We start from the raw sequence: 18,879 nt of genomic DNA on the forward strand, positions 1-18,879 counted from the left end.
TTGATGCATGTGAACCTGCGCGGGGTGCGACAGTTCAGCCCATCAATAAAACGGCCGGACAGCCTTCAAGGTCAACAGGCCGTCACATTGCGAATTGTGTCCGGAGTAGGCCGAGCAGTCACCGCCGCTGAGGCTGGAATCGCTGTAGATCAGGTCCAGGTCAATGCCTTTCCACGCCCGGGAAAATTGCACCGACCAATCGCTGAAACTGCTGATGGCGCCGTTTTCCACCGAGACCGGTGTGCCCAATTGGTGGGTGGTGTATTTCATGCTGACGCCGATACCGAAAGGCTGGGTGCCGCCGAGGTCGGCAAACAGGGTGCTGTCCTGGCGGTCGGGGTCGTTGCTGAAAGACACGCCAAAGCGGTTACCCAACAGATTCAGGCCGCCGTAGACCTCCTGGCTGTCGAGGGGGCTGACCTTGGGGTAGCTATAGTGAATCAAGCCCACTTCATAGCCCAGGGTCTGGTCGAAAGGGCGTTTGAAACCCAGGTAGGAGTCGACTTCTAGATTGTTGGCTGAGGAAAGGCCCATGTTCGGTGAAAACTGGCCGAAATACAGGCCGCTGTCGTGGCTCAAGTCCAGGCCGCCGTGGAACGAGTCGCTACCAGGGGAGGTCGGCTTGACCAGGCCCTGGGCCATGCTCCGGCTGGGGGTGGTGCCCAATTTCAGGTCGAAGTCACCCAGTTCGCGCTGGAAAATCTGCGCTTCGGCCAATGGGCTGGCGACCAGGATACTGACCAGGAAAATACAGCGTTTAAGCATGCTTCACTCCATGAAAAGCGAGGAGCAGTGACGGATGGGTTCGAGCAGATGCCCGTGCTAGACGTGTGCAAGGATACCGGCGAATGCCAGGTGTAGAGACCCGTTCGTCGATTAGCTTGATATTGGATGCGGTGCGGGGGTGTTTCAAACTCTAGTCCTAGCGCCTTGAGGGCAAGACGCTTAGGGACCAGATGCAGTGCGCAGGTATTACTTCTTGCCCAGGCTGATCTGCTTGGACGGGCCGAAAGTCTGGCCGCTCACGCCCTTGGCAATCTGCTGGATTTCGCCACCGGACTTGAGGAACGCAGCAATCTGGCTGTTGATCGATTCGCTGGTTTCAACGGCGGGAGCTGGCTTTGCTTTGCTGTTGGATGCTTTTACGCGCATGGCGGCCACTAACCTGTAGAAAATTAACTTGGCCAGGCATCGTACAGGAAATACTTGACAATTGCTTGGCAAATATCCCCGGAGAATAAGTGCTGAGATCCGAAATAATCTCAGTTAATCGATGAAATAAAGCGCTAACTTGCTGTTTTAGCTCGAAACCATTGGGCGGGCCGGGGTTGATGACAGGGCAAAACTCAACCGATTGATCAGACGAGTGGAGTGTTGCCAGTGAAACGCCATGCCAGCTTGTGATTTTTCAGGCCTGCGCGCGTGCAAGGCGCAACTCGGGTAGAATGCCGCCCACGCAATGAGGGTATTGGAAATGGCTTTAGTCGGGCGCTACAACAGCTTGCAAGTGGTCAAGCACACTAACTTCGGTTTGTACCTCGATGGTGCGCAAGATGGTGAAATCCTCTTGCCTAATCGGTATATCCCTAAAGATATTCCCAGTGAAGATGAAGACTGGCTTAACGTTTTCATTTATCTGGACAGCGATGACAAACTTATCGCCACCACCGAAAAACCCAAAGTTCAAGTCGGCGAATTTGCCAGTTTGAAAGTTGTGGAGGTCAACAGCATCGGTGTATTCCTCGATTGGGGGTTGCCAAAGGATCTGCTGCTGCCCTATTCGGAAGAAAAACGCCAATTGACCGCGGGTGAGTATTGCGTGGTGCATGTCTACCTCGACAAGCACACCAAGCGCATCACCGCCACCGCACGTCTTGACCGCTACCTGGACAAGACGCCAGCCAACTACCAAGTGGGCCAGGAAGTCGATCTGCTGGTGGCCGAAGCCACCGACATGGGCTTCAAGGCAATCATCAACAACAAGCACTGGGGCCTGATCCACAAGAACGAAGTGTTCAAGTTCCTGCGCCCGGGCAAGGAAGAAAAAGGTTTTATCAAGGAGATCCGCGCCGATGGCAACATCAGCCTGAGCCTGCAACCGGTCGGCCAGGAAGCGGCCTCCAGCCTGAACTCCAAGATCCTCGCCAAGTTGCGCGACAACAATGGCACGCTGCCGGTCAGCGATAAAAGCGATCCGGCCGTGATCAGCAACTTGTTCGGCGTGAGCAAGGGCAACTTCAAGAAGGCTATTGGTGCGCTCTACAAGCAGGGCCAGATTGTGATTCATGCCGATCGCATTGAACTAAGCTGAGTGTGCCTGGCTCTTTGTAGGAGCGAGCTTGCTCGCGAAAATATTCCAGGCGCAGCGTGGCGTCGGATGTACGTTTTTCGCGAGCAAGCTCGCTCCTGCAAAGGCTTGTGTCATGTCCAAGAGAACGCTCTTCGCCTACCTCGGCACCCTGCTCGCCTTTCTCATCCTTGACGGCCTATGGCTCGGCGTCCTGATGGGTCCCACCTACAAATCCCTGCTCGGCCCGCTGATGCTTGATCAGCCGCGTCTGTTGCCTGCGGTATTGTTCTATCTCCTGTATGTGCTCGGTTGTGTGGTGCTGGTGATCTTGCCCAGCGCAAGCTGGCAACGCGCTGCGCGTTTGGGCGCCTTGCTTGGCCTGGTGGCCTATGGCACTTATGACCTGAGCAACTGGGCCACGCTTGAAGGCTGGTCAGCCGGGCTGGCAGTGATGGACATGGCGTGGGGCACCTGCCTAACCGCGATGTGCTGCACCGTCGGCCATCTGTGTGCACATCGGCTGCGTCGGTAATCGACGGTTGATCAAGACTGAGCCCGCCAATAACAAACCGACACCGGCGATGACCAGCGCCGGTTGCAGGCCACCACTGAGGTGGCTGCTCACCGACGCCAGCAATGGCCCGCTCAGTTGACCGATGGCAAAGCTGGCGGTCAACAGTCCGGTGCTGCGTTGGTAGCCGTGGGGCGCGACTTCCCGCAAGCGTGCCATCACCAATTGCATGCAGGCCAGGAATGGCGCGCCGCACAGCAATACACCGAGCGCCAGGCCCCAACTATTGCCGAGCAGGCAGGCAAACACGCCTACTGCTTGCAGCCAAAAGGTCGCTATCAGCCAGTGGCGTGTGGTGTGCGGGGCCTTGCGGCGCAAGCTTGCCACCCCCACACCCAGCGCGGCCGCCAGGCCAAAGCAGGGCCAGAACAGATCGGCCTGCCAGGCGCCTTTGAACTGTGCGCTGGCCATCTGTGAGAGAAAGGTCGCCGGGATGATGTAGCCCAGGCCGAATAAAAAGTAGATCCAGCACAGGTGCGCGATGCTGCCGTTATTACCAGTGCTGTTGGCCTGTGCAGGTGCGAGGGTCGGCTTTGGTAAAAACGGCAGGATCGCCAACAGCATCAGCAACGCCACCACGCCGTAGATCAACCACAGCGTGGCAGAACTTTGCCCCGTCAGGTTCGAGCCCAGCGCCAGCAAACCTGTCAGTAAGATCCCCAGCCCAGGCCCTGCAAAGATCAACGCGCCCAGGCGTGGTCTTCCGGCGGCAATCGCCAGCGGTTGGCTCAAACTGGTGATCATCACCAACACCCAGGCGCTTGCCACGCCGGTGCCGAAGCGCAACAGCAAGTGTGGCCAGAACCCGTTGGCCCAGTACGACGCCAGGGTCAGCAATACGCAGAGCCATAGCCCGCCGTAGAGGCGCCCGCGTATATGCTGATGGCTGCGGGCAAAGATCGAGTCCACCGCGCCCACGAAGTAGCCCAAGTAGTTGGCCGCTGCGATCAGTCCGGCGCCGGTCAGGTCGATCTGACCTTCGCTGAGCAAATGTGGCATTTGTGGGGTAAGGGCGAAGCGGCCAATACCCATGGCCATCATCAGTGCGATGAAACTGGCGAGTAAACGAATCAGCGGTGACATGCTCAGGGTTCCTGCAAAAAAGCGAATGACTTGCAGGCTAAGACGGATTGACTTTCTGTAAAAATGAATAATAGTGAGTAACTTGTTCAGTTTTGGAGAAAGGTATGGAGTTCAGTCAATTGCGGATTTTCCAGGCCGTGGCCGAAGAGGGCTCCATTACCCGTGCGGCTGAGCGTCTGCACCGCGTGCCTTCGAATCTCTCGACCCGGCTCAAGCAGATGGAGGAACAGCTCGGCGTCGAGCTGTTCGTTCGCGAACGCCAGCGTTTGCAGCTTTCTCCTGCGGGCAAGGTGCTGTTGGACTACAGCACTCGGCTGCTGGCGCTGCATGACGAAGCCCACGGCGCCGTACAAGGCGGGCAACCGGCCGGTGACTTTGTGTTGGGCAGCATGTACAGCACCGCGGCAGTCCACTTGCCGAAACTGCTGGCGCGTTACCACAAGACTTATCCCATGGTGAACCTGCAAGTGCAGTCGGCGCCCAGCGGGGAATTGCTGGAAGGTTTGATCACTGGTCGTCTGGACGCAGCCTTTGTAGACGGTCCGCTGACGATCGCCAGCTTGGATGGTGTGCCGCTGTGCGAAGAGCGCCTGGTGCTGATTTGCGAGGCTGATCACCCGCCGGTGCGCGGCCCACAGGATGTGGCTGGCCGTTCGGTGTTCACTTTTCGACGCAGCTGCGCCTACCGTACCCGCCTGGAAACCTGGTTTTCCCACGATCGCGTCGCCATGGGGCGGGCGATCGAGATCGAGTCCTACCAAGGCATGCTCGCTTGCGTGATCGCCGGTTCCGGCGTGGCGTTGATGTCCGAATCCATGCTCGACAGCCTGCCAGGCAAGGACAGCGTGTCCGTTCATCCGCTGACTGGGCCTTTTGCCACTGCAACCACCTGGCTGATGTGGCGAAAGGGTATGCTCGGATCTAACCTCAATGCATGGATCGACCTGCAGCAGAAGGGAAGGGCCGAGTTTTTGCCAGATACCCGTGCGATTGCTTGAACGATCCGTCAGGATTCGGATCAATCCAGTAATAGTTCGTTGTGGTTTCGTTCAAGCAATACCTAGGACTTAGGGCTACTATCACTGTAGGAAACGGCGACAGAACTCACGCCGACCAGCACTACCCTCAAAGGGGGCAACCATGAAAGAGAAAATCCAGAACTGGCTCCATGACCTTGGCGTTGCGCTGGGCTTGATCGAGCCACCGCTGCAACCGGTGCCGATCCGTACGGATGATGAGCAGCGTCGGCCACGTCGCCGCTAATTACTCGCTCTCGCACTTGTTTGTTCAAGGCGAAAAAAACGGGCGCGACCTCCGACGTCGCGCCCGCTGAAGAAACTCGCTAAATCCTTTTATAGCTCAAACCGTCCGAGCCGCCACTGTATCCGGTCGGCGCGACACTAAGCTCACCAGCACAAAACTCACCAGCGCGACCGCCAGGCTGTAGTAAATCGGCGTGTTTGCGTCCAGCCCATCCTTGAACATAAACACCAACGCGGTCACAAAGCCCAGGGTCATGGACGTTATCGCCCCGGAGGTCGTTGCACGTTTCCAGAAAATCGCGCCAATCAATGGCACTAACATACCGCCTACCAGCAGGTTATAGGCCAGGGTCAGGGCGCTGATCACATCGTTCACCACCAGGGCGATACCCAATACGGCAACTCCGGTCAGCAGGGTGAACAAGCGGTTGATGCGCAAGCTCGATTGCTTGCCACCGCGCAGCCGTGGCAGCAGGTCTTCGGTCAGTACGGTGGAGGCGGCGAGCAAGCCGGCGCTGGCGGTGGACATCATCGCGGCCAGTGCGGCGGCGATAACCAGGCCACGGATGCCATCCGGCAACGAAGCTTTGACGATGGCGGCGAAGGCATTGTTGACGTTGTCCAGGTCTGGTATCAGCACATGGGCGGCCATGCCGATCAGCGCGCAGGCCAGGCCGTAGAGGATGCAGTAGAAACCTGCGAACGTGCCGGCGTACTGGGCGACCTTTTCATCACGGGCAGTGAACACCCGCTGCCAGATATCCTGGCCGATCAGGATGCCGAAGAAGTAGATCATGAAGTAGGTGATGATCGTGTCCCAGCCAATGGCGGTGAAGCTGAAGTTCGACGCTGGCAGCTTGGCCACCAGTTCGTCCCAGCCGCCGACGCGGTACAGGCAGATCGGCAGCAGGATGAACATCAGGCCGACGGTCTTGATCACGAATTGCACGATATCGGTGAGGGTCAGCGACCACATGCCGCCGATGGTCGAATACACCACCACCACACCGCCGCCTACCAGTACCGACACCCAGAACGGCAGGTCGAACAGCACTTGCAGCACAGTGCCGATGGCCAGGATAGAAGTCACCCCGATCATCAGTGCGTAGGCCAGCATGATCACCGCACTGGCCTGGCGCGCCATGGGGTTGTAGCGTTTTTCCAGGACCTGGGTGACGGTGAATATCTTCAACTTCAACAGCGGCTTGGCCAGGAACAGGTTCAGCGCAATGATCCCCGCACCCAGCGCGGCGCACAGCCAGAAACCGGAAATGCCGTGCACATAGCCCAGGCGCACGGTGCCGACGGTGGATGCACCACCGAGAACTGTGGCGGCCATGGTACCCATGTACAGCGACGGGCCGAGGTTACGGCCGGCCACCAGGTAGTCTTCGTGGGTCTTGGCGCGGCGCATGCCGTAGTAGCCGAGCACGAGCATGCCGGCGGCGTAGAGGAGTACGACGAATAAATCCAAAGCCATGGCGGTGATTCTCCGATTATATTTTTTATGGTCGATCAGGCGGCAGCCGGCTCCGTAAACACGCGAGCAAAAGTCAGGTATATCGAGGAGGGGGCTCTACGACCCCCTTGGTTGTCAGTGTGTAAAGACGGTTCTTGTTATTTTCATACCTCGCGTGCGCTCATCAGCGATGCGCCACGCCAGGCAGTACGCAAAGCATCTCGTACAGCAGGTTGGCGCCGAGCAGCGAGGTGTTGCCGGTGGTGTCGTAGGGCGGCGAAACTTCTACCAGGTCGCAACCAATCAGGTCGAGGCCCTGGCAACCGCGGATGATCTCGATGGCCTGGATGGTGGTTAGCCCACCGATTTCCGGGGTGCCGGTGCCGGGCGCCCAGGCGGGGTCGATGCCGTCGATGTCGAAGCTCAGGTACACCGGGCCGCCGCCGACTTTCTCGCGTACTTCGGCCATCAACGGCGCGAGGGAGTGGTGCCAGCATTCTTCGGCCTGTACTACTCGAAAGCCCTGTTTGCGGCTCCAGTTGAAGTCTTCGGCGGTGTAGCCCTGGGCACGCAGGCCGATCTGCACCACGCGGTCGCAATCGAGCAAGCCTTCTTCCACGGCACGGCGGAACGTGGTGCCGTGGGCGATTTTCTCGCCGAACATATGGTCGTTGACGTCGGCGTGGGCGTCGATGTGCACCAGCCCGACCTTGCCGTGTTTCTTGTGGATCGCCCGCAGGATCGGCAGGGTGATGGTGTGGTCGCCGCCCAGGGTCAGGGGGATCACATCGTGCTCAAGGATTTCATCGTAGGCCTCTTCGATGATGCGCACGGCGTCGAGCAGGTTGAAGGTGTTGATCGCCACGTCGCCGATATCGGCCACCGACAGCGAGTCGAACGGTGCAGCGCCGGTGGCCATGTTGTACGGACGGATCATCACCGACTCGGCACGGATCTCCCGTGGGCCGAAACGCGTACCGGCGCGCAATGAGGTGCCGATATCCAGGGGCACGCCAATAAAGGCGGCGTCCAGGCCCTTGGCCGTTTGCAGGTGAGGAAGACGCATCATGGTGGCGATGCCGGCGAAGCGCGGCATTTCGTTGCCGCCCAGTGGTTGGTGGAAAATCTTGTCCACGGGATTGCCTCATCGTTGTTTTGTTTATTAGTGGCCGATTCTGCGAAAAGCCTGGCGTAGGAAGAATCGGCTGGGGCAAATACTTAGTTCAGATTTTTCTAAACTAATGCGCACAGGTAGACTTCCATTTTCCCTCCACGCCTGGAGCCGACCATGGCCAACGCCTTGCCCGACCTGAAACTGCTGCGCATCTTCGTCAGCGTCGTGCGCCATCAGGGTTTCGCCAATGCACAGCACGAACTCAACCTGTCCACATCGGCCATCAGCACCTATATGAGCCAGCTGGAATCAGCCTTGGGCCTGGTGCTGTGCCATCGTGGTCGTGGTGGTTTCAGCCTGACCAGCAAGGGCGAGCTGTTTCATCAGGAAACCCTGCGCCTGCTGGGCGAACTGGAAGGCTTCGAACAATACGCCGCGGCGTTGAAAGGCGAGCTGCGCGGTACCCTCAAGCTCGGCGTGCTCGACTCCACCGTCAGCGACAAGGCCTTGCCCTTCGCCGAGGTGATCGGCGCCTACAGCCTGGAGCACCCGGCAGTGCACCTGCACCTGTCGGTGATGAGCCCCTATGAACTGCAACTGGGTGTACAGGACAACCGGCTGGACCTGGCCATCGGCGCGTTTTCCAATCGCATGAGCGGGCTGGTCTACATGCCGCTGTACCGCGAACAGCACTGGCTGTATTGCAGCACCCGGCATCCGCTGTTCAATGAGCGGCGTATCCCTGAACAAGTGATCACCCAGCAGCGCATGGTCGGCCGTGGCTATTGGAGCCAGGCCGAGCTGGCGCGTCACGGCTTCAAGCACAGTGCCGCGACGGTGGAAAGTATGGAGGCTCAACTGATCCTGGTGCTGTCCGGCGCGTACATCGGCTACCTGCCCGAGCACTATGCCCAGGCGTGGGCCGACAAGGGCGACCTGCGTGTATTGCTGCCCGCCACGTTTGGCTACCAGGCACCGTTTTCGATGATCATGCGCCGTGGTCGCAGCCGTGAACCGCTGATCCAGACTTTCCGCGACTTGCTCAAGACCCAGCTCAACCAGGCCTGAAAACACATGTCCAGACCCCAATGCCCGCGCTGCCTGCGGCCGACCACTCACTGCCTCTGTGCGCTGATCCCCCACCTCGACAGCCGTACCCGCGTGTTGCTGCTGCAGCATCCGAGCGAGGTCAACCATGCGCTCAATACCGCACGGTTGGCGGCGTTGGGCTTGAATAATGCGCAGTTGCTGGTGGGCGAGGTGTTTGATGACCTGGCGACGTTATTGAGTGCGCCTGGGTATCAGGCGCGGCTGTTGTTTCCTGCCGATGATGCCCAGCCGTTGCAAGCCTATGCGCCCGATGACCAGCCGCTGTTGCTGGTGGTGCCCGATGGGACCTGGCGCAAGGCGCGCAAACTGCTGCATCTCAACCCGTTGCTGGCGGCGTTGCCGCGGGTGACATTGGCCAACGGCGGCGTCTCCCGGTATCGCTTGCGCAAGGCGCCGGGGCCTGGGGCCTTGTCGACGGTGGAAGCGATCGTGCAAGCGCTGCAGGTACTGGAAGTGCCGGTATCGTTCGAGCCGCTGCTCAAACCCTTTGAAGCGCTGATCGAAGGGCAGATTGCGGCGATGGGGGAAGAGGTTTTCTGGAGAAATCATTGCGGCGGACGGCAGGAGTAGCAGGTTTATCGACTTGCTCCCGATGGCGTCCGAACAGTCGCCACTTTATTCGCTTATTCCTATAAGCCATAAGCACCACACTTTGCGTGATATGGCCCGCCGGCCTTTCCCGGTATGATGTTCGCCCCCGCAGTCTGGATTGCGAATACGCCATGACCTTGCAGTACCCAACAATCGCCGATTGCGTCGGCAATACGCCCCTGGTCCGCTTGCAACGCATGGCGGGTGAAACCAGCAATACCCTGTTGCTCAAGCTTGAAGGGAACAACCCGGCCGGCTCGGTCAAGGACCGCCCGGCGTTGTCGATGATCGCCCGCGCCGAGTTGCGTGGGCAGATCAAGCCCGGCGACACCCTGATTGAAGCCACCTCCGGTAACACCGGGATCGCCCTGGCCATGGCCGCCGCGATCAAGGGCTACAAGATGGTGCTGATCATGCCCGACAACGGCAGTGCCGAGCGCAAGGCAGCGATGACCGCGTACGGTGCCCAGCTTATTCTGGTGAGCCAGGAAGAGGGCATGGAAGGCGCCCGTGACCTCGCCGAGCGCATGGCCGCCGAAGGCCGTGGCGTAGTGCTGGACCAGTTCGCCAACGGTGATAACCCCGAGGCGCACTACACCAGCACCGGTCCGGAAATCTGGCGCCAGACCCAGGGCACCATCACTCACTTCGTCAGCTCCATGGGCACCACCGGTACCATCATGGGCAACTCGCGCTACCTCAAGGAGCAGAACCCGGCGATCCAGATCGTTGGCCTGCAACCGATGGAAGGCGCGGCCATCCCGGGCATCCGCCGCTGGCCCGAAGAATATTTGCCGAAGATCTACAACGCCACGCGGGTAGACCGCATTATCGACATGGCCCAGCGTGAAGCCGAAGACACCACACGCCGCCTGGCCCGTGAAGAGGGCATCTTCTGTGGCGTGTCCTCCGGTGGCGCCGTGGCCGGTATGTTGCGCTTGTCCAAAGAGGTGGAAAACGCGGTGATCGTCGCGATCATCTGTGACCGAGGCGACCGCTACCTGTCGACCGGCATTTTCGACGAACCCAACTGATGGCCAAGCACGAGAGAGGCCTGCGCTTCCAGCCGACGGGCGGCAGCCGGGCCCCACAGATTCCCGTAGGCAAGAAGCAGCGCTTGACCATCGAGCGCCTGGCCAACGATGGCCGGGGCATTGTGTTCCTTGAAGGCCGTACCTGGTTCGTGAATGGTGCGCTGGCCGGCGAAGAAGTTGAAGCGCGGGTGTTGGGCACCCACGGCAAAGTGGTCGAAGCCCGCACCGAGCGGGTGTTCAAGGCCAGCGAACTGCGTCGCCCTGCACCTTGCATCCATGTTGGTCGTTGTGGTGGCTGCAGCGTGCAGCACCTGCCGCACGATGAGCAGCTTGCCCTGAAACAGCGCATGCTCGCAGAGCAACTGTCGCGGGTGGCCGGTGTCGAACCGCAAGAATGGGCGCCGCCATTGAGCGGGCCTGAGTTCGGTTATCGGCGTCGCGCCCGTGTGGCGGTGCGTTGGGACGCCAAGGCAAAGCAACTCGAAGTGGGTTTTCGCGCCGTGGCCAGCCAAGACATCGTCGCCATCGATCAGTGCCCGGTGCTGGTACAGGCTTTGCAACCGATCATGCAGCGTCTGCCGAACATGCTGCGTCGTTTGAGCAAGCCGCAGGCGCTGGGGCATGTGGAGCTGTTCAGCGGTTCGTCGATCGCCGTATTGCTGCGGCATATGGCGCCGTTATCGGAAGCAGACCTGCTGATCCTGAAAGAATTCTGCAGCTTTCATGACGCCCAATTGTGGCTGCAGGGTGAAGGGCAACCGGAACCCGTCGAACCCGACCGGGCCCTGGGTTTCCGACTGGACGCCTGGGATCTGGAGCTGGCTTACCGGCCTGGAGACTTCGTGCAAGTCAACGCCGGGGTCAACCAGGCGATGGTTGCCCAGGCCCTGGAATGGCTGGCGCCACAGTCCGACGAACGGGTGCTCGATCTGTTTTGCGGCCTGGGCAACTTTGCCTTGCCATTGGCTCGCCAAGCACGCGAGGTGGTGGCGGTGGAGGGCGTGCAGGCCATGGTGGACCGCGCCGCACTCAACGCTGCAAGCAACAATGTGCATAACGCACAGTTTTATCAGGCGGATTTGTCCCAGCCTTTGACGGACGCGGAATGGGCCAAACAGGGCTTTTCTGCGGTACTCTTGGACCCACCCCGCGATGGAGCCCTGGAGGTTGTGCGCAAGCTCGCCACCCTGGGGGCCAAGCGCCTGGTGTATGTGTCCTGCAACCCGGCCACGCTGGCGCGGGACACGGTTGAGTTAGTCAAGCAAGGCTACCGGCTAAAGCGTGCCGGGATCCTCGACATGTTTCCGCAGACCGCGCATGTCGAGGCCATGGCGTTATTTGAAGCGGGCTAGGATGCCCGTTTAATCCGACTGGCCTGCATTCTCCAAGGCCCTGATCCGCCAGGGAGTTTGCTGCAAAAGGTCAGCGATGATTCATTGGCGCACTGAAGGTGCGTCGTAGGGAAGGTAAGCAAGATGGTACAGGTGAGAGCACACCAGCCGATCAACACCGACGGCAGTATCAATCTCGAGGCATGGCTGGATCATGCCGTCAGTGTCGACCCGGCACTGGACCGTGAAGCCTTGAAGGCAGCCTGCGAGTTCGCTCGTGAGTCTGAGCAGCAAGACAATGCGGCCAAGAACCTGTGGGCCGAAGGCACTTCAAGCTTTCGCACCGGGTTGGAAATCGCCGAGATCCTGGCCGATCTCAAGCTGGACCAGGATTCGCTGATCGCCGCCGTGCTCTATCGCGGTGTGCGTGAAGGGCATATTCCGTTGGCAACCGTTGGCCAGCGTTTCGGCGCGGTGGTGGCCAAGCTGATCGACGGCGTGCTGCGCATGGCGGCCATCAGTGCCAGCCTCAGCCCGCGCCAGTCGATGGTGCTGGGCACCCAGGGCCAGGTGGAAAACCTGCGCAAGATGCTGGTGGCGATGGTCGACGACGTGCGCGTCGCCCTGATCAAGCTGGCCGAGCGTACCTGCGCGATCCGAGCGGTAAAAACTGCCGACGACGAGAAGCGCAACCGCGTTGCCCGTGAAGTCTTCGACATCTATGCACCGCTGGCCCACCGCCTGGGGATCGGCCATATCAAGTGGGAGCTGGAGGACCTGTCCTTCCGCTACCTGGAACCCGACCAATACAAACAGATTGCCACGCTGCTGCACGAGCGGCGCCTGGACCGCGAGCGCTTTATCAGCGACGTGATGGGCCAGCTGCGTTCCGAGTTGCAGGCCACCGGCGTGGATGCCGACATCAGCGGCCGCGCCAAGCACATCTATTCCATCTGGCGCAAAATGCAGCGCAAGGGCCTGGCCTTCAGCCAGATCTACGACGTGCGTGCCGTGCGCGTGCTGGTGCCGGAAATGCGCGATTGCTACACCGCGCTGGGTATCGTCCACACCCTGTGGCGGCACATCCCCAAAGAATTCGACGACTACATCGCCAACCCCAAGGAAAACGGCTATCGCTCGCTGCACACCGCGGTGATCGGCCCCGAGGGCAAGGTGCTGGAAGTGCAGATCCGTACCCACGCCATGCACGAAGAGGCCGAGCTGGGCGTGTGCGCGCACTGGCGCTACAAGGGCACCGACGTCAAGGCCGGGTCCAACCAGTACGAAGAGAAAATCTCCTGGCTGCGCCAGGTGCTGGAATGGCACGAAGAACTTGGCGACATCGGCGGCCTGGCCGATCAACTGCGCGTGGATATCGAGCCGGACCGGGTCTATATCTTTACCCCTGACGGCCATGCCATCGACTTGCCCAAGGGCGCCACGCCGCTGGACTTCGCCTACCGCGTGCACACCGAAATCGGCCATAACTGCCGCGGCGCCAAGATCAACGGGCGCATCGTACCGCTCAACTACAGCCTGCAAACCGGTGAACAGGTCGAGATCATCACCAGCAAGCACGGCACGCCGAGCCGCGACTGGCTGAACCCGAACCTGGGCTACATCACCACCTCGCGGGCGCGGGCGAAAATCGTCCACTGGTTCAAGCTGCAGGCACGCGACCAGAACGTCGCTGCCGGCAAGACCCTGCTCGAACGCGAGCTGGCGCGCCTGGGCCTGCCTCAGGTGGACTTCGACAAGCTGGCCGAAAAGGCCAACATGAAGATCGCCGAAGACATGTTCGCCGCCCTCGGCGCCGGCGACCTGCGCCTGGCGCAACTGGTCAACTTAGCCCAGCAACTGGTCGAGCCGGAGCGCGGCAACGAACAGCTGGAACTCATCCCACGCAAGGCCACCGGCTACAAGCCGGGCAAGCGTGGCGATATCCAGATCCAGGGCGTGGGCAACCTGATGACGCAAATGGCCGGTTGCTGCCAGCCGCTGCCGGGCGACGCCATCGTCGGCTACATCACCCAGGGCCGTGGCGTGAGCATTCACCGCCAGGATTGCGCCTCGGTGCTGCAACTGGGCGGGCGCGAGCCGGAGCGGATCATCCAGGTCAGCTGGGGCCCGGTGCCGGTGCTCACCTACCCGGTGGACATCATCATTCGTGCCTACGACCGTTCCGGTTTGCTGCGGGACGTCTCGCAAGTGCTGCTTAACGAGCGGATCAACGTGCTGGCGGTCAATACCCGTTCGAATAAGGAGGACAACACTGCGTTGATGTCCCTGACCATCGAGATTCCTGGGTTGGACGCACTGGGACGGTTGCTGGGGAGGATTTCCCAGTTGCCGAACATCATCGAAACCCGGCGTAACCGTACCCCATGAGTAACTGGGTGAACGCCGTTTAAAATGTGGGAGGGGGCTTGCTCCCGATAGCTGCCTATCAGTTGATACATCTGGTGACTGAAACACCGCTATCGGGAGCAAGCCCCCTCCCACATTGGATCTTCAGTGGAAAGAGATTGATGTATTCACTAGATGACCTGCTGCACCTGATGAACCGCCTGCGCGACCCGCAATACGGCTGCCCGTGGGACATCAAGCAAACCTACGCGACGATCGTCCCGCATACTCTTGAAGAAGCCTACGAAGTGGCCGACGCCATCGAGCGTGGCGATTTCGATCACCTGCAAGGCGAGTTGGGCGATCTGTTATTCCAAGTGGTGTATTACAGCCAGTTGGCGCGTGAAGAAGGGCGCTTCGAATTTGCCGGGGTGATCGACAGCATCACGCGCAAGCTGATCCGGCGCCATCCTCACGTGTTCCCAACCGGCGACCTGTATGCGCCGCTGGATATCCCGCAATTGAGCGAAGAACAGGTCAAGGAACGCTGGGAGCAGATCAAGGCCGAGGAGCGCGCGGAAAAATCCGACGCTCCGGAGCAGCTTTCCCTGCTCGATGATGTGCCAACCGCCTTGCCGTCCTTGTCCCGGGCCGCCAAATTGCAAAAACGCGCCAGCCAGGTCGGTTTCGACTGGCCGGACGCCTTGCCGGTGGTGGATAACGTGCGCGAAGAGTTGGACGAAGTGCTGCAAGCCATGGCCGATAATGATCCGCAGGCCATTGCCGATGAAGTCGGTGACCTGCTGTTTGCCGCGGTCAACCTGGCTCGTCACCTCAAGGTCGACCCGGAAACTGCGTTGCGCGGCGCCAATGCCAAGTTCGAGCGACGTTTCCGTTTTATCGAACAGGCATTGCGCGATACGCACCAACCCATAGAAGATTGCACCCTCGAAGCGTTGGACGCCCTGTGGGGCGAAGCAAAACGCCAGGAAAAGAATGTGTCCAACTGCGGTTGAGCAGTTGCCTAAGTGAGTAAGCACCATGAGCCTTTCCCTTCGCGACCAGTTGCTCAAAGCAGGTCTGGTCAACCAAAAGCAGGCCAAGCAGGTCGGCAAAGAGAAACAGAAGCAGCAGCGCCTGGTCCACAAGGGCCAGGCCGAAGTCGACGACACCCAGGCACGCCTGGCCGCCGAGGCCCACGCCGAGAAGGTCAAGCGGGACCAGGAGCTGAACCGTCAGCAACAGGAAAAAGCTGAGGCCAAGGCCCGTACTGCGCAGGTCAAGCAACTGATCGAGACCTCGCGCCTGCCCAAGCTGACCACCGAGGACTACTACAACTTCGTGGATGACAAGAAGGTCAAGCGCCTGTCGGTCAACACGTTGATGCGCAACAAGCTGAGCAACGGCTCCCTGGCCATCGTGCACCACGGTGGCGGCTACGAGGTGATCCCACGGGAAGCGGCGCTGAAAATCCAGGAGCGCGCGCCTGAGCGTATCGTGCAGCTCAATATCCTGACTGAAAGCCAGGTGCCGGATGAGGATGATCCGTACGCCGCCTACCAGATTCCGGATGACCTGATGTGGTAAACCTTTAGATATGAAAAACCCCGCTCGAAAAGGCGGGGTTTTTGTTTGCAGGCACTCCAACTGCGTGGGGCTGGGGTGGCTGTCGGATGTCAGGGTTTCAGGAACTTTGTGCCTGGCGTTGCAGTTCAAGAGTTTCAAGCTCGTTTTTATAATTATGAGCGTCGCTCTCGTTGTGAAACATGCCGACCAGCAAATCTTGTTGGTGTACATCCCAGATGTGAATCCCATGGCCCAGTGCTTCGTGGGACATATGTGCATCGTCGCGTTCAGTTACTTTTACAGTCATCTGCTTGCTCCAATCTCTGGTTGATCTGCGGCAAGTCGTCGCAGGCCTTTGTTATATGTTTTGTTAGCTTGCTAAGTAAACGACTTTTGCGCGCAACAATTCTTTGCAGGAAACGCAACAATCCCGCAGGCCGCGTAAACCGTGACATTCGGTCGCAGGCTCATGAGTTTTATGACAAAAGTTTCATGTTTGAGTCTGACAATAAGCCTTTTATCGGCTCTGCCGTCGCTATCGGGAGCGGCCCCCTCCCACAGTGGAATGCATTTCAGGAGGGGGCTTGCCCCCGATAGCGTCAGAAGCTTCACAACAAACTTTCCAGGCAAAAAAAAGCCCCGCATTCAGCGAGGCTCTTTTCCAGCACATCAGCAATCAGCTGCCCTTGACGGCCTGGCCATCAACAGTGCCATCCTGCAGCATGATGTTGTATTCCTTGCCATCGGTCTCAACCTGACGCAGGGCTACCAGGATGCCGCCCTGGTCCTTGGCAAACCACATCTGGGTAATGCGCTTGCTCTGCGACGGGTCACGCACGCGCTCGACCTTGATCGCCTCGATCGAGCCTACCTTGGTTTGGACTTTTTCCGGGCCAATCACGCGGAAGTCGTAGGTGTCGGTATCAGTGCCTTCAACCACACGGTAGCTCATGCTTTTCTTGCCGGCGGCCACGTCGCGTTGCAGGGCGAGCTGGTAGGTGGACTTGTCGAGCATGCCACTTTCAAGGGTGACATTGACCGGGTCTTTGTTTTCAAAGCCGGTGACTTTCTTGGCGCTCTGGTCGAAATCCAGGTTGACCTTCTTCGCCTTGCCCAGCCCGCCACGCTCGAAGCTGTAGCTCTTGGGCTGCAGAGTGTCCTTGTCGAACAGGATCACGCTGGTTTCGGTCAGGCTGGCAATCATCATCGAGGCCTTGAAGTTCAAGGTCCAGGTGCCGTCGCCATTCTTGACCAGGCTGCGTTCAGCCGAACCACTCATGGGCAGCTGTTTCCAGTCGGCGGTGTAGCTGACGGAGAACGGGTGAAGGTCTGCCGCTTGTACGGCAGGCAAAGCGAACAGCGCAAAAGCGAAGAGCAGGGCGCGACGCATAAAATCTCCTAGGTTCGAATCAAGTGGCCGCTGGCCGCGAGTAACTGACCGTCCAATAATGCACCTTGGTGACCGAGAATCAACCGCCCCTCGGCAAACCAGCGAACAGCCAGCGGGTAAATCCTGTGTTCCTGGGTATGAACCCGTTGCGCAAGCGTCTGCGCTGAGTCGCCTGACTCTACCGGAACCACTGCCTGTACGACCAGAGGCCCGCCATCGAGTTCCTCGGTGACAAAGTGCACGCTGCAGCCATGCTCGCTGTCGCCAGCCTCAAGGGCGCGCTGATGGGTGTGCATGCCTTTGTACTTGGGCAGCAGGGAAGGGTGGATATTGAGCAGGCGTCCTTCGTAATGCCGCACGAAATCAGCGCTGAGGATGCGCATGAAGCCGGCCAGCACCACCAGTTTGGGTTCAAAGGCGTCAATCAGTTCGATCAAGGCGCGGTCGAAGGCTTCGCGACCATCGAACGCCTTGTGATCAAGGGAGCGGGTTTCGATACCCGCATTCCTGGCGCGTTGCAGGCCGTAGGCGTCGCTGCGGTTGGAAATCACCGCAGCGATGCGCACCGGGCTATCGCCGGTGCGCGTGCTGTCGATCAGGGCCTGCAAGTTACTGCCGGTGCCGGAAAGCAGCACCACGACATCACAGGTCTGAGGCATCAGTGAGCCTTGAGGTTCTTCAGTTCGACCTGGGCTGCGCCTTCTGGAGCAGTGGCGATCTGGCCGATGACCCAAGGTTGCTCGCCGGCTTCACGCAACACGTTCAGCGCGCTTTCAACGTGCTCTTGCGCCACGCAGATGACCATGCCCACGCCGCAGTTCAGCACGCGGTGCATCTCGGTTTCGTTGACGTTGCCCTTCTCCTGCAGCCAATCGAAGACTGCCGGGCGCTGCCAGCTGGCCACGTCGACAATTGCCTGGGCGCCTTTTGGCAATACGCGCGGAATGTTGTCCAGCAGGCCGCCACCGGTGATGTGGGCCATGGCCTTGACTGCGCCAGTGTCCTTGATCAGCTTGAGCAGCGGCTTGACGTAGATGCGGGTCGGGGCCATCAGCAGGTCGGTCAGCGGCTTGCCGTCGAGCTGGATGTTCTCGATGTCGGCGCCGGACACTTCGATGATCTTGCGGATCAGCGAGTAGCCGTTGGAGTGCGGGCCGGACGATGGCAGGGCGAGCAGGGCGTCGCCGGCAGCCACTTTGGAGCCGTCGATGATCTCGGCCTTTTCCACTACGCCGACGCAGAAGCCGGCCAGGTCGTAGTCTTCGCCTTCGTACATGCCTGGCATTTCAGCGGTTTCGCCGCCTACCAGGGAGCAACCCGACAGTTCGCAGCCCGCGCCGATGCCGGTCACGACCTGGGTCGCGGTCTCGACATTGAGCTTGCCGGTGGCGTAGTAGTCGAGGAAGAACAACGGTTCGGCGCCGCACACCACCAGATCGTTGACGCACATGGCAACCAGGTCGATGCCGATGCTGTCGTGCTTGTTCAGGTTCAGCGCCAGGCGCAGCTTGGTGCCCACGCCGTCGGTGCCGGACACCAGTACAGGCTGCTTGTAGCCGGCCGGGATTTCGCAGAGGGCGCCAAAACCGCCCAGGCCGCCCATGACTTCGGGGCGCGCAGTGCGCTTGGCGACGCTCTTGATGCGTTCGACCAATGCTTCACCGGCGTCGATGTCTACACCGGCGTCCTTGTAGCTCAGGGAGGGTTGCTTGCTCATGATCCAGGCCTTTAG

General features: G+C 59.9%; 20 protein-coding genes. 11 read left to right on the top strand and 9 right to left on the bottom strand.

The features are described from left to right. Positions 1-42: 42 nt before the first annotated feature. Positions 43-765, bottom strand: coding sequence for a TorF family putative porin (locus BLU48_RS03680; RefSeq protein ID WP_057023077.1), 723 nt, complete (start codon positions 763-765; stop codon positions 43-45). A 207-nt stretch (positions 766-972) separates the two neighbouring features. After that, the gene (locus BLU48_RS03685; protein ID WP_003193095.1) at positions 973-1,152 is read right to left on the bottom strand and encodes a hypothetical protein; all 180 of its coding nucleotides are present in this window, start codon (positions 1,150-1,152) and stop codon (positions 973-975) included. Positions 1,153-1,474: 322 nt separating this feature from the next. On the opposite strand from BLU48_RS03685, the gene BLU48_RS03690 reads away from it, so the two are divergent. Further along, complete coding sequence (locus BLU48_RS03690; RefSeq protein WP_019820451.1) at positions 1,475-2,311, top strand: CvfB family protein; 837 nt, start codon at positions 1,475-1,477, stop codon at positions 2,309-2,311. Between the two features lie 112 nt (positions 2,312-2,423). Then, positions 2,424-2,822, top strand: a complete 399-nt coding sequence (locus BLU48_RS03695; RefSeq protein ID WP_043048946.1) for a DUF2177 family protein — start codon at positions 2,424-2,426, stop codon at positions 2,820-2,822. On the opposite strand, the gene BLU48_RS03700 is transcribed toward BLU48_RS03695, so the two are convergent. Beyond that, the gene (locus BLU48_RS03700) at positions 2,766-3,944 is read right to left on the bottom strand and encodes an MFS transporter (protein WP_057023076.1); all 1,179 of its coding nucleotides are present in this window, start codon (positions 3,942-3,944) and stop codon (positions 2,766-2,768) included. The genes BLU48_RS03695 and BLU48_RS03700 overlap by 57 nt on opposite strands. Positions 3,945-4,048: 104 nt before the next feature. Here BLU48_RS03700 and ptrR point away from each other — a divergent pair, with 104 nt between their 5' ends. Continuing rightward, a complete protein-coding gene (gene ptrR, locus BLU48_RS03705) occupies positions 4,049-4,942 on the top strand; it encodes a putrescine utilization regulator PtrR (RefSeq protein WP_057023075.1) in 894 nt (297 codons plus the stop codon). A 142-nt stretch (positions 4,943-5,084) separates the two neighbouring features. Continuing rightward, positions 5,085-5,207 (top strand): PA1414 family protein, encoded by a 123-nt coding sequence (locus BLU48_RS32485; protein WP_003193089.1) that lies wholly within the window; start codon positions 5,085-5,087, stop codon positions 5,205-5,207. Positions 5,208-5,303: 96 nt separating this feature from the next. Here the strand turns inward: BLU48_RS32485 and BLU48_RS03710 are convergent, their stop codons facing one another. Both BLU48_RS03710 and speB read right to left on the bottom strand, forming a co-directional pair. After that, positions 5,304-6,686 (bottom strand): sodium:solute symporter family protein, encoded by a 1,383-nt coding sequence (locus tag BLU48_RS03710; protein WP_057023074.1) that lies wholly within the window; start codon positions 6,684-6,686, stop codon positions 5,304-5,306. Positions 6,687-6,849: 163 nt separating this feature from the next. Further along, entirely contained in the window at positions 6,850-7,800 is a 951-nt protein-coding gene (gene speB, locus BLU48_RS03715; RefSeq protein ID WP_021490873.1) for an agmatinase, read from the bottom strand. Positions 7,801-7,953: 153 nt separating this feature from the next. Here speB and BLU48_RS03720 point away from each other — a divergent pair, with 153 nt between their 5' ends. The 7 genes from BLU48_RS03720 (at position 7,954) to BLU48_RS03750 (ending at position 15,778) form a co-directional block, all read left to right on the top strand. Continuing rightward, on the top strand, positions 7,954-8,847 hold the full coding sequence (locus tag BLU48_RS03720; protein ID WP_032895879.1) for a LysR family transcriptional regulator: 894 nt from the start codon (positions 7,954-7,956) through the stop codon (positions 8,845-8,847). Positions 8,848-8,853: 6 nt separating this feature from the next. Further along, positions 8,854-9,459, top strand: a complete 606-nt coding sequence (locus BLU48_RS03725) for a tRNA-uridine aminocarboxypropyltransferase (RefSeq protein ID WP_057023073.1) — start codon at positions 8,854-8,856, stop codon at positions 9,457-9,459. A gap of 152 nt (positions 9,460-9,611) precedes the next feature. Next, a complete protein-coding gene (gene cysM / locus BLU48_RS03730; protein WP_005790197.1) occupies positions 9,612-10,514 on the top strand; it encodes a cysteine synthase CysM in 903 nt (300 codons plus the stop codon). Further along, positions 10,514-11,866 carry a 23S rRNA (uracil(1939)-C(5))-methyltransferase RlmD gene (rlmD, locus tag BLU48_RS03735; protein ID WP_057023072.1) on the top strand — a complete coding sequence of 451 codons (1,353 nt, stop codon included), beginning with the start codon at positions 10,514-10,516 and terminating at the stop codon, positions 11,864-11,866. The genes cysM and rlmD overlap by 1 nt, the downstream gene beginning before the upstream one ends. Before the next feature lie 123 nt (positions 11,867-11,989). Then, positions 11,990-14,233 carry a GTP diphosphokinase gene (gene relA, locus BLU48_RS03740; RefSeq protein WP_046071741.1) on the top strand — a complete coding sequence of 748 codons (2,244 nt, stop codon included), beginning with the start codon at positions 11,990-11,992 and terminating at the stop codon, positions 14,231-14,233. A 140-nt stretch (positions 14,234-14,373) separates the two neighbouring features. Further along, a complete protein-coding gene (gene mazG / locus BLU48_RS03745; protein ID WP_056845601.1) occupies positions 14,374-15,207 on the top strand; it encodes a nucleoside triphosphate pyrophosphohydrolase in 834 nt (277 codons plus the stop codon). Positions 15,208-15,232: 25 nt separating this feature from the next. Next, positions 15,233-15,778, top strand: coding sequence for a DUF2058 domain-containing protein (locus tag BLU48_RS03750; RefSeq protein ID WP_014719402.1), 546 nt, complete (start codon positions 15,233-15,235; stop codon positions 15,776-15,778). Between the two features lie 97 nt (positions 15,779-15,875). Here the strand turns inward: BLU48_RS03750 and BLU48_RS03755 are convergent, their stop codons facing one another. From BLU48_RS03755 to purM, 4 genes are all read right to left on the bottom strand, one after another. Further along, entirely contained in the window at positions 15,876-16,064 is a 189-nt protein-coding gene (locus tag BLU48_RS03755) for a hypothetical protein (protein WP_043048934.1), read from the bottom strand. A gap of 369 nt (positions 16,065-16,433) precedes the next feature. Further along, positions 16,434-17,147, bottom strand: a complete 714-nt coding sequence (locus tag BLU48_RS03765) for a DUF3108 domain-containing protein (RefSeq protein ID WP_057023070.1) — start codon at positions 17,145-17,147, stop codon at positions 16,434-16,436. An 8-nt stretch (positions 17,148-17,155) separates the two neighbouring features. Beyond that, positions 17,156-17,806, bottom strand: a complete 651-nt coding sequence (purN, locus tag BLU48_RS03770; protein ID WP_057023069.1) for a phosphoribosylglycinamide formyltransferase — start codon at positions 17,804-17,806, stop codon at positions 17,156-17,158. After that, positions 17,806-18,864 carry a phosphoribosylformylglycinamidine cyclo-ligase gene (gene purM, locus BLU48_RS03775; RefSeq protein ID WP_057023068.1) on the bottom strand — a complete coding sequence of 353 codons (1,059 nt, stop codon included), beginning with the start codon at positions 18,862-18,864 and terminating at the stop codon, positions 17,806-17,808. Before purM ends, purN begins: the two co-directional genes overlap by 1 nt. Positions 18,865-18,879: the final 15 nt, after the last annotated feature.

The sequence above is a fragment of the Pseudomonas synxantha genome, assembly GCF_900105675.1.
Taxonomy (GTDB): Bacteria; Pseudomonadota; Gammaproteobacteria; order Pseudomonadales; family Pseudomonadaceae; genus Aquipseudomonas; species Aquipseudomonas synxantha.

Bases quoted from the DNA above. Each gene is read 5' to 3' on its own strand.
- BLU48_RS03680 (WP_057023077.1), bottom strand. From the start codon at position 765: ATGCTTAAACGCTGTATTTTCCTGGTCAGTATCCTGGTCGCCAGCCCA.
- BLU48_RS03685 (WP_003193095.1), bottom strand. From the start codon at position 1,152: ATGCGCGTAAAAGCATCCAACAGCAAAGCAAAGCCAGCTCCCGCCGTT.
- BLU48_RS03690 (WP_019820451.1), top strand. From the start codon at position 1,475: ATGGCTTTAGTCGGGCGCTACAACAGCTTGCAAGTGGTCAAGCACACT.
- BLU48_RS03695 (WP_043048946.1), top strand. From the start codon at position 2,424: ATGTCCAAGAGAACGCTCTTCGCCTACCTCGGCACCCTGCTCGCCTTT.
- BLU48_RS03700 (WP_057023076.1), bottom strand. From the start codon at position 3,944: ATGTCACCGCTGATTCGTTTACTCGCCAGTTTCATCGCACTGATGATG.
- ptrR (WP_057023075.1), top strand. From the start codon at position 4,049: ATGGAGTTCAGTCAATTGCGGATTTTCCAGGCCGTGGCCGAAGAGGGC.
- BLU48_RS32485 (WP_003193089.1), top strand. From the start codon at position 5,085: ATGAAAGAGAAAATCCAGAACTGGCTCCATGACCTTGGCGTTGCGCTG.
- BLU48_RS03710 (WP_057023074.1), bottom strand. From the start codon at position 6,686: ATGGCTTTGGATTTATTCGTCGTACTCCTCTACGCCGCCGGCATGCTC.
- BLU48_RS03720 (WP_032895879.1), top strand. From the start codon at position 7,954: ATGGCCAACGCCTTGCCCGACCTGAAACTGCTGCGCATCTTCGTCAGC.
- BLU48_RS03725 (WP_057023073.1), top strand. From the start codon at position 8,854: ATGTCCAGACCCCAATGCCCGCGCTGCCTGCGGCCGACCACTCACTGC.
- cysM (WP_005790197.1), top strand. From the start codon at position 9,612: ATGACCTTGCAGTACCCAACAATCGCCGATTGCGTCGGCAATACGCCC.
- rlmD (WP_057023072.1), top strand. From the start codon at position 10,514: ATGGCCAAGCACGAGAGAGGCCTGCGCTTCCAGCCGACGGGCGGCAGC.
- relA (WP_046071741.1), top strand. From the start codon at position 11,990: ATGGTACAGGTGAGAGCACACCAGCCGATCAACACCGACGGCAGTATC.
- mazG (WP_056845601.1), top strand. From the start codon at position 14,374: ATGTATTCACTAGATGACCTGCTGCACCTGATGAACCGCCTGCGCGAC.
- BLU48_RS03750 (WP_014719402.1), top strand. From the start codon at position 15,233: ATGAGCCTTTCCCTTCGCGACCAGTTGCTCAAAGCAGGTCTGGTCAAC.
- BLU48_RS03755 (WP_043048934.1), bottom strand. From the start codon at position 16,064: ATGACTGTAAAAGTAACTGAACGCGACGATGCACATATGTCCCACGAA.
- BLU48_RS03765 (WP_057023070.1), bottom strand. From the start codon at position 17,147: ATGCGTCGCGCCCTGCTCTTCGCTTTTGCGCTGTTCGCTTTGCCTGCC.
- purN (WP_057023069.1), bottom strand. From the start codon at position 17,806: ATGCCTCAGACCTGTGATGTCGTGGTGCTGCTTTCCGGCACCGGCAGT.
- purM (WP_057023068.1), bottom strand. From the start codon at position 18,864: ATGAGCAAGCAACCCTCCCTGAGCTACAAGGACGCCGGTGTAGACATC.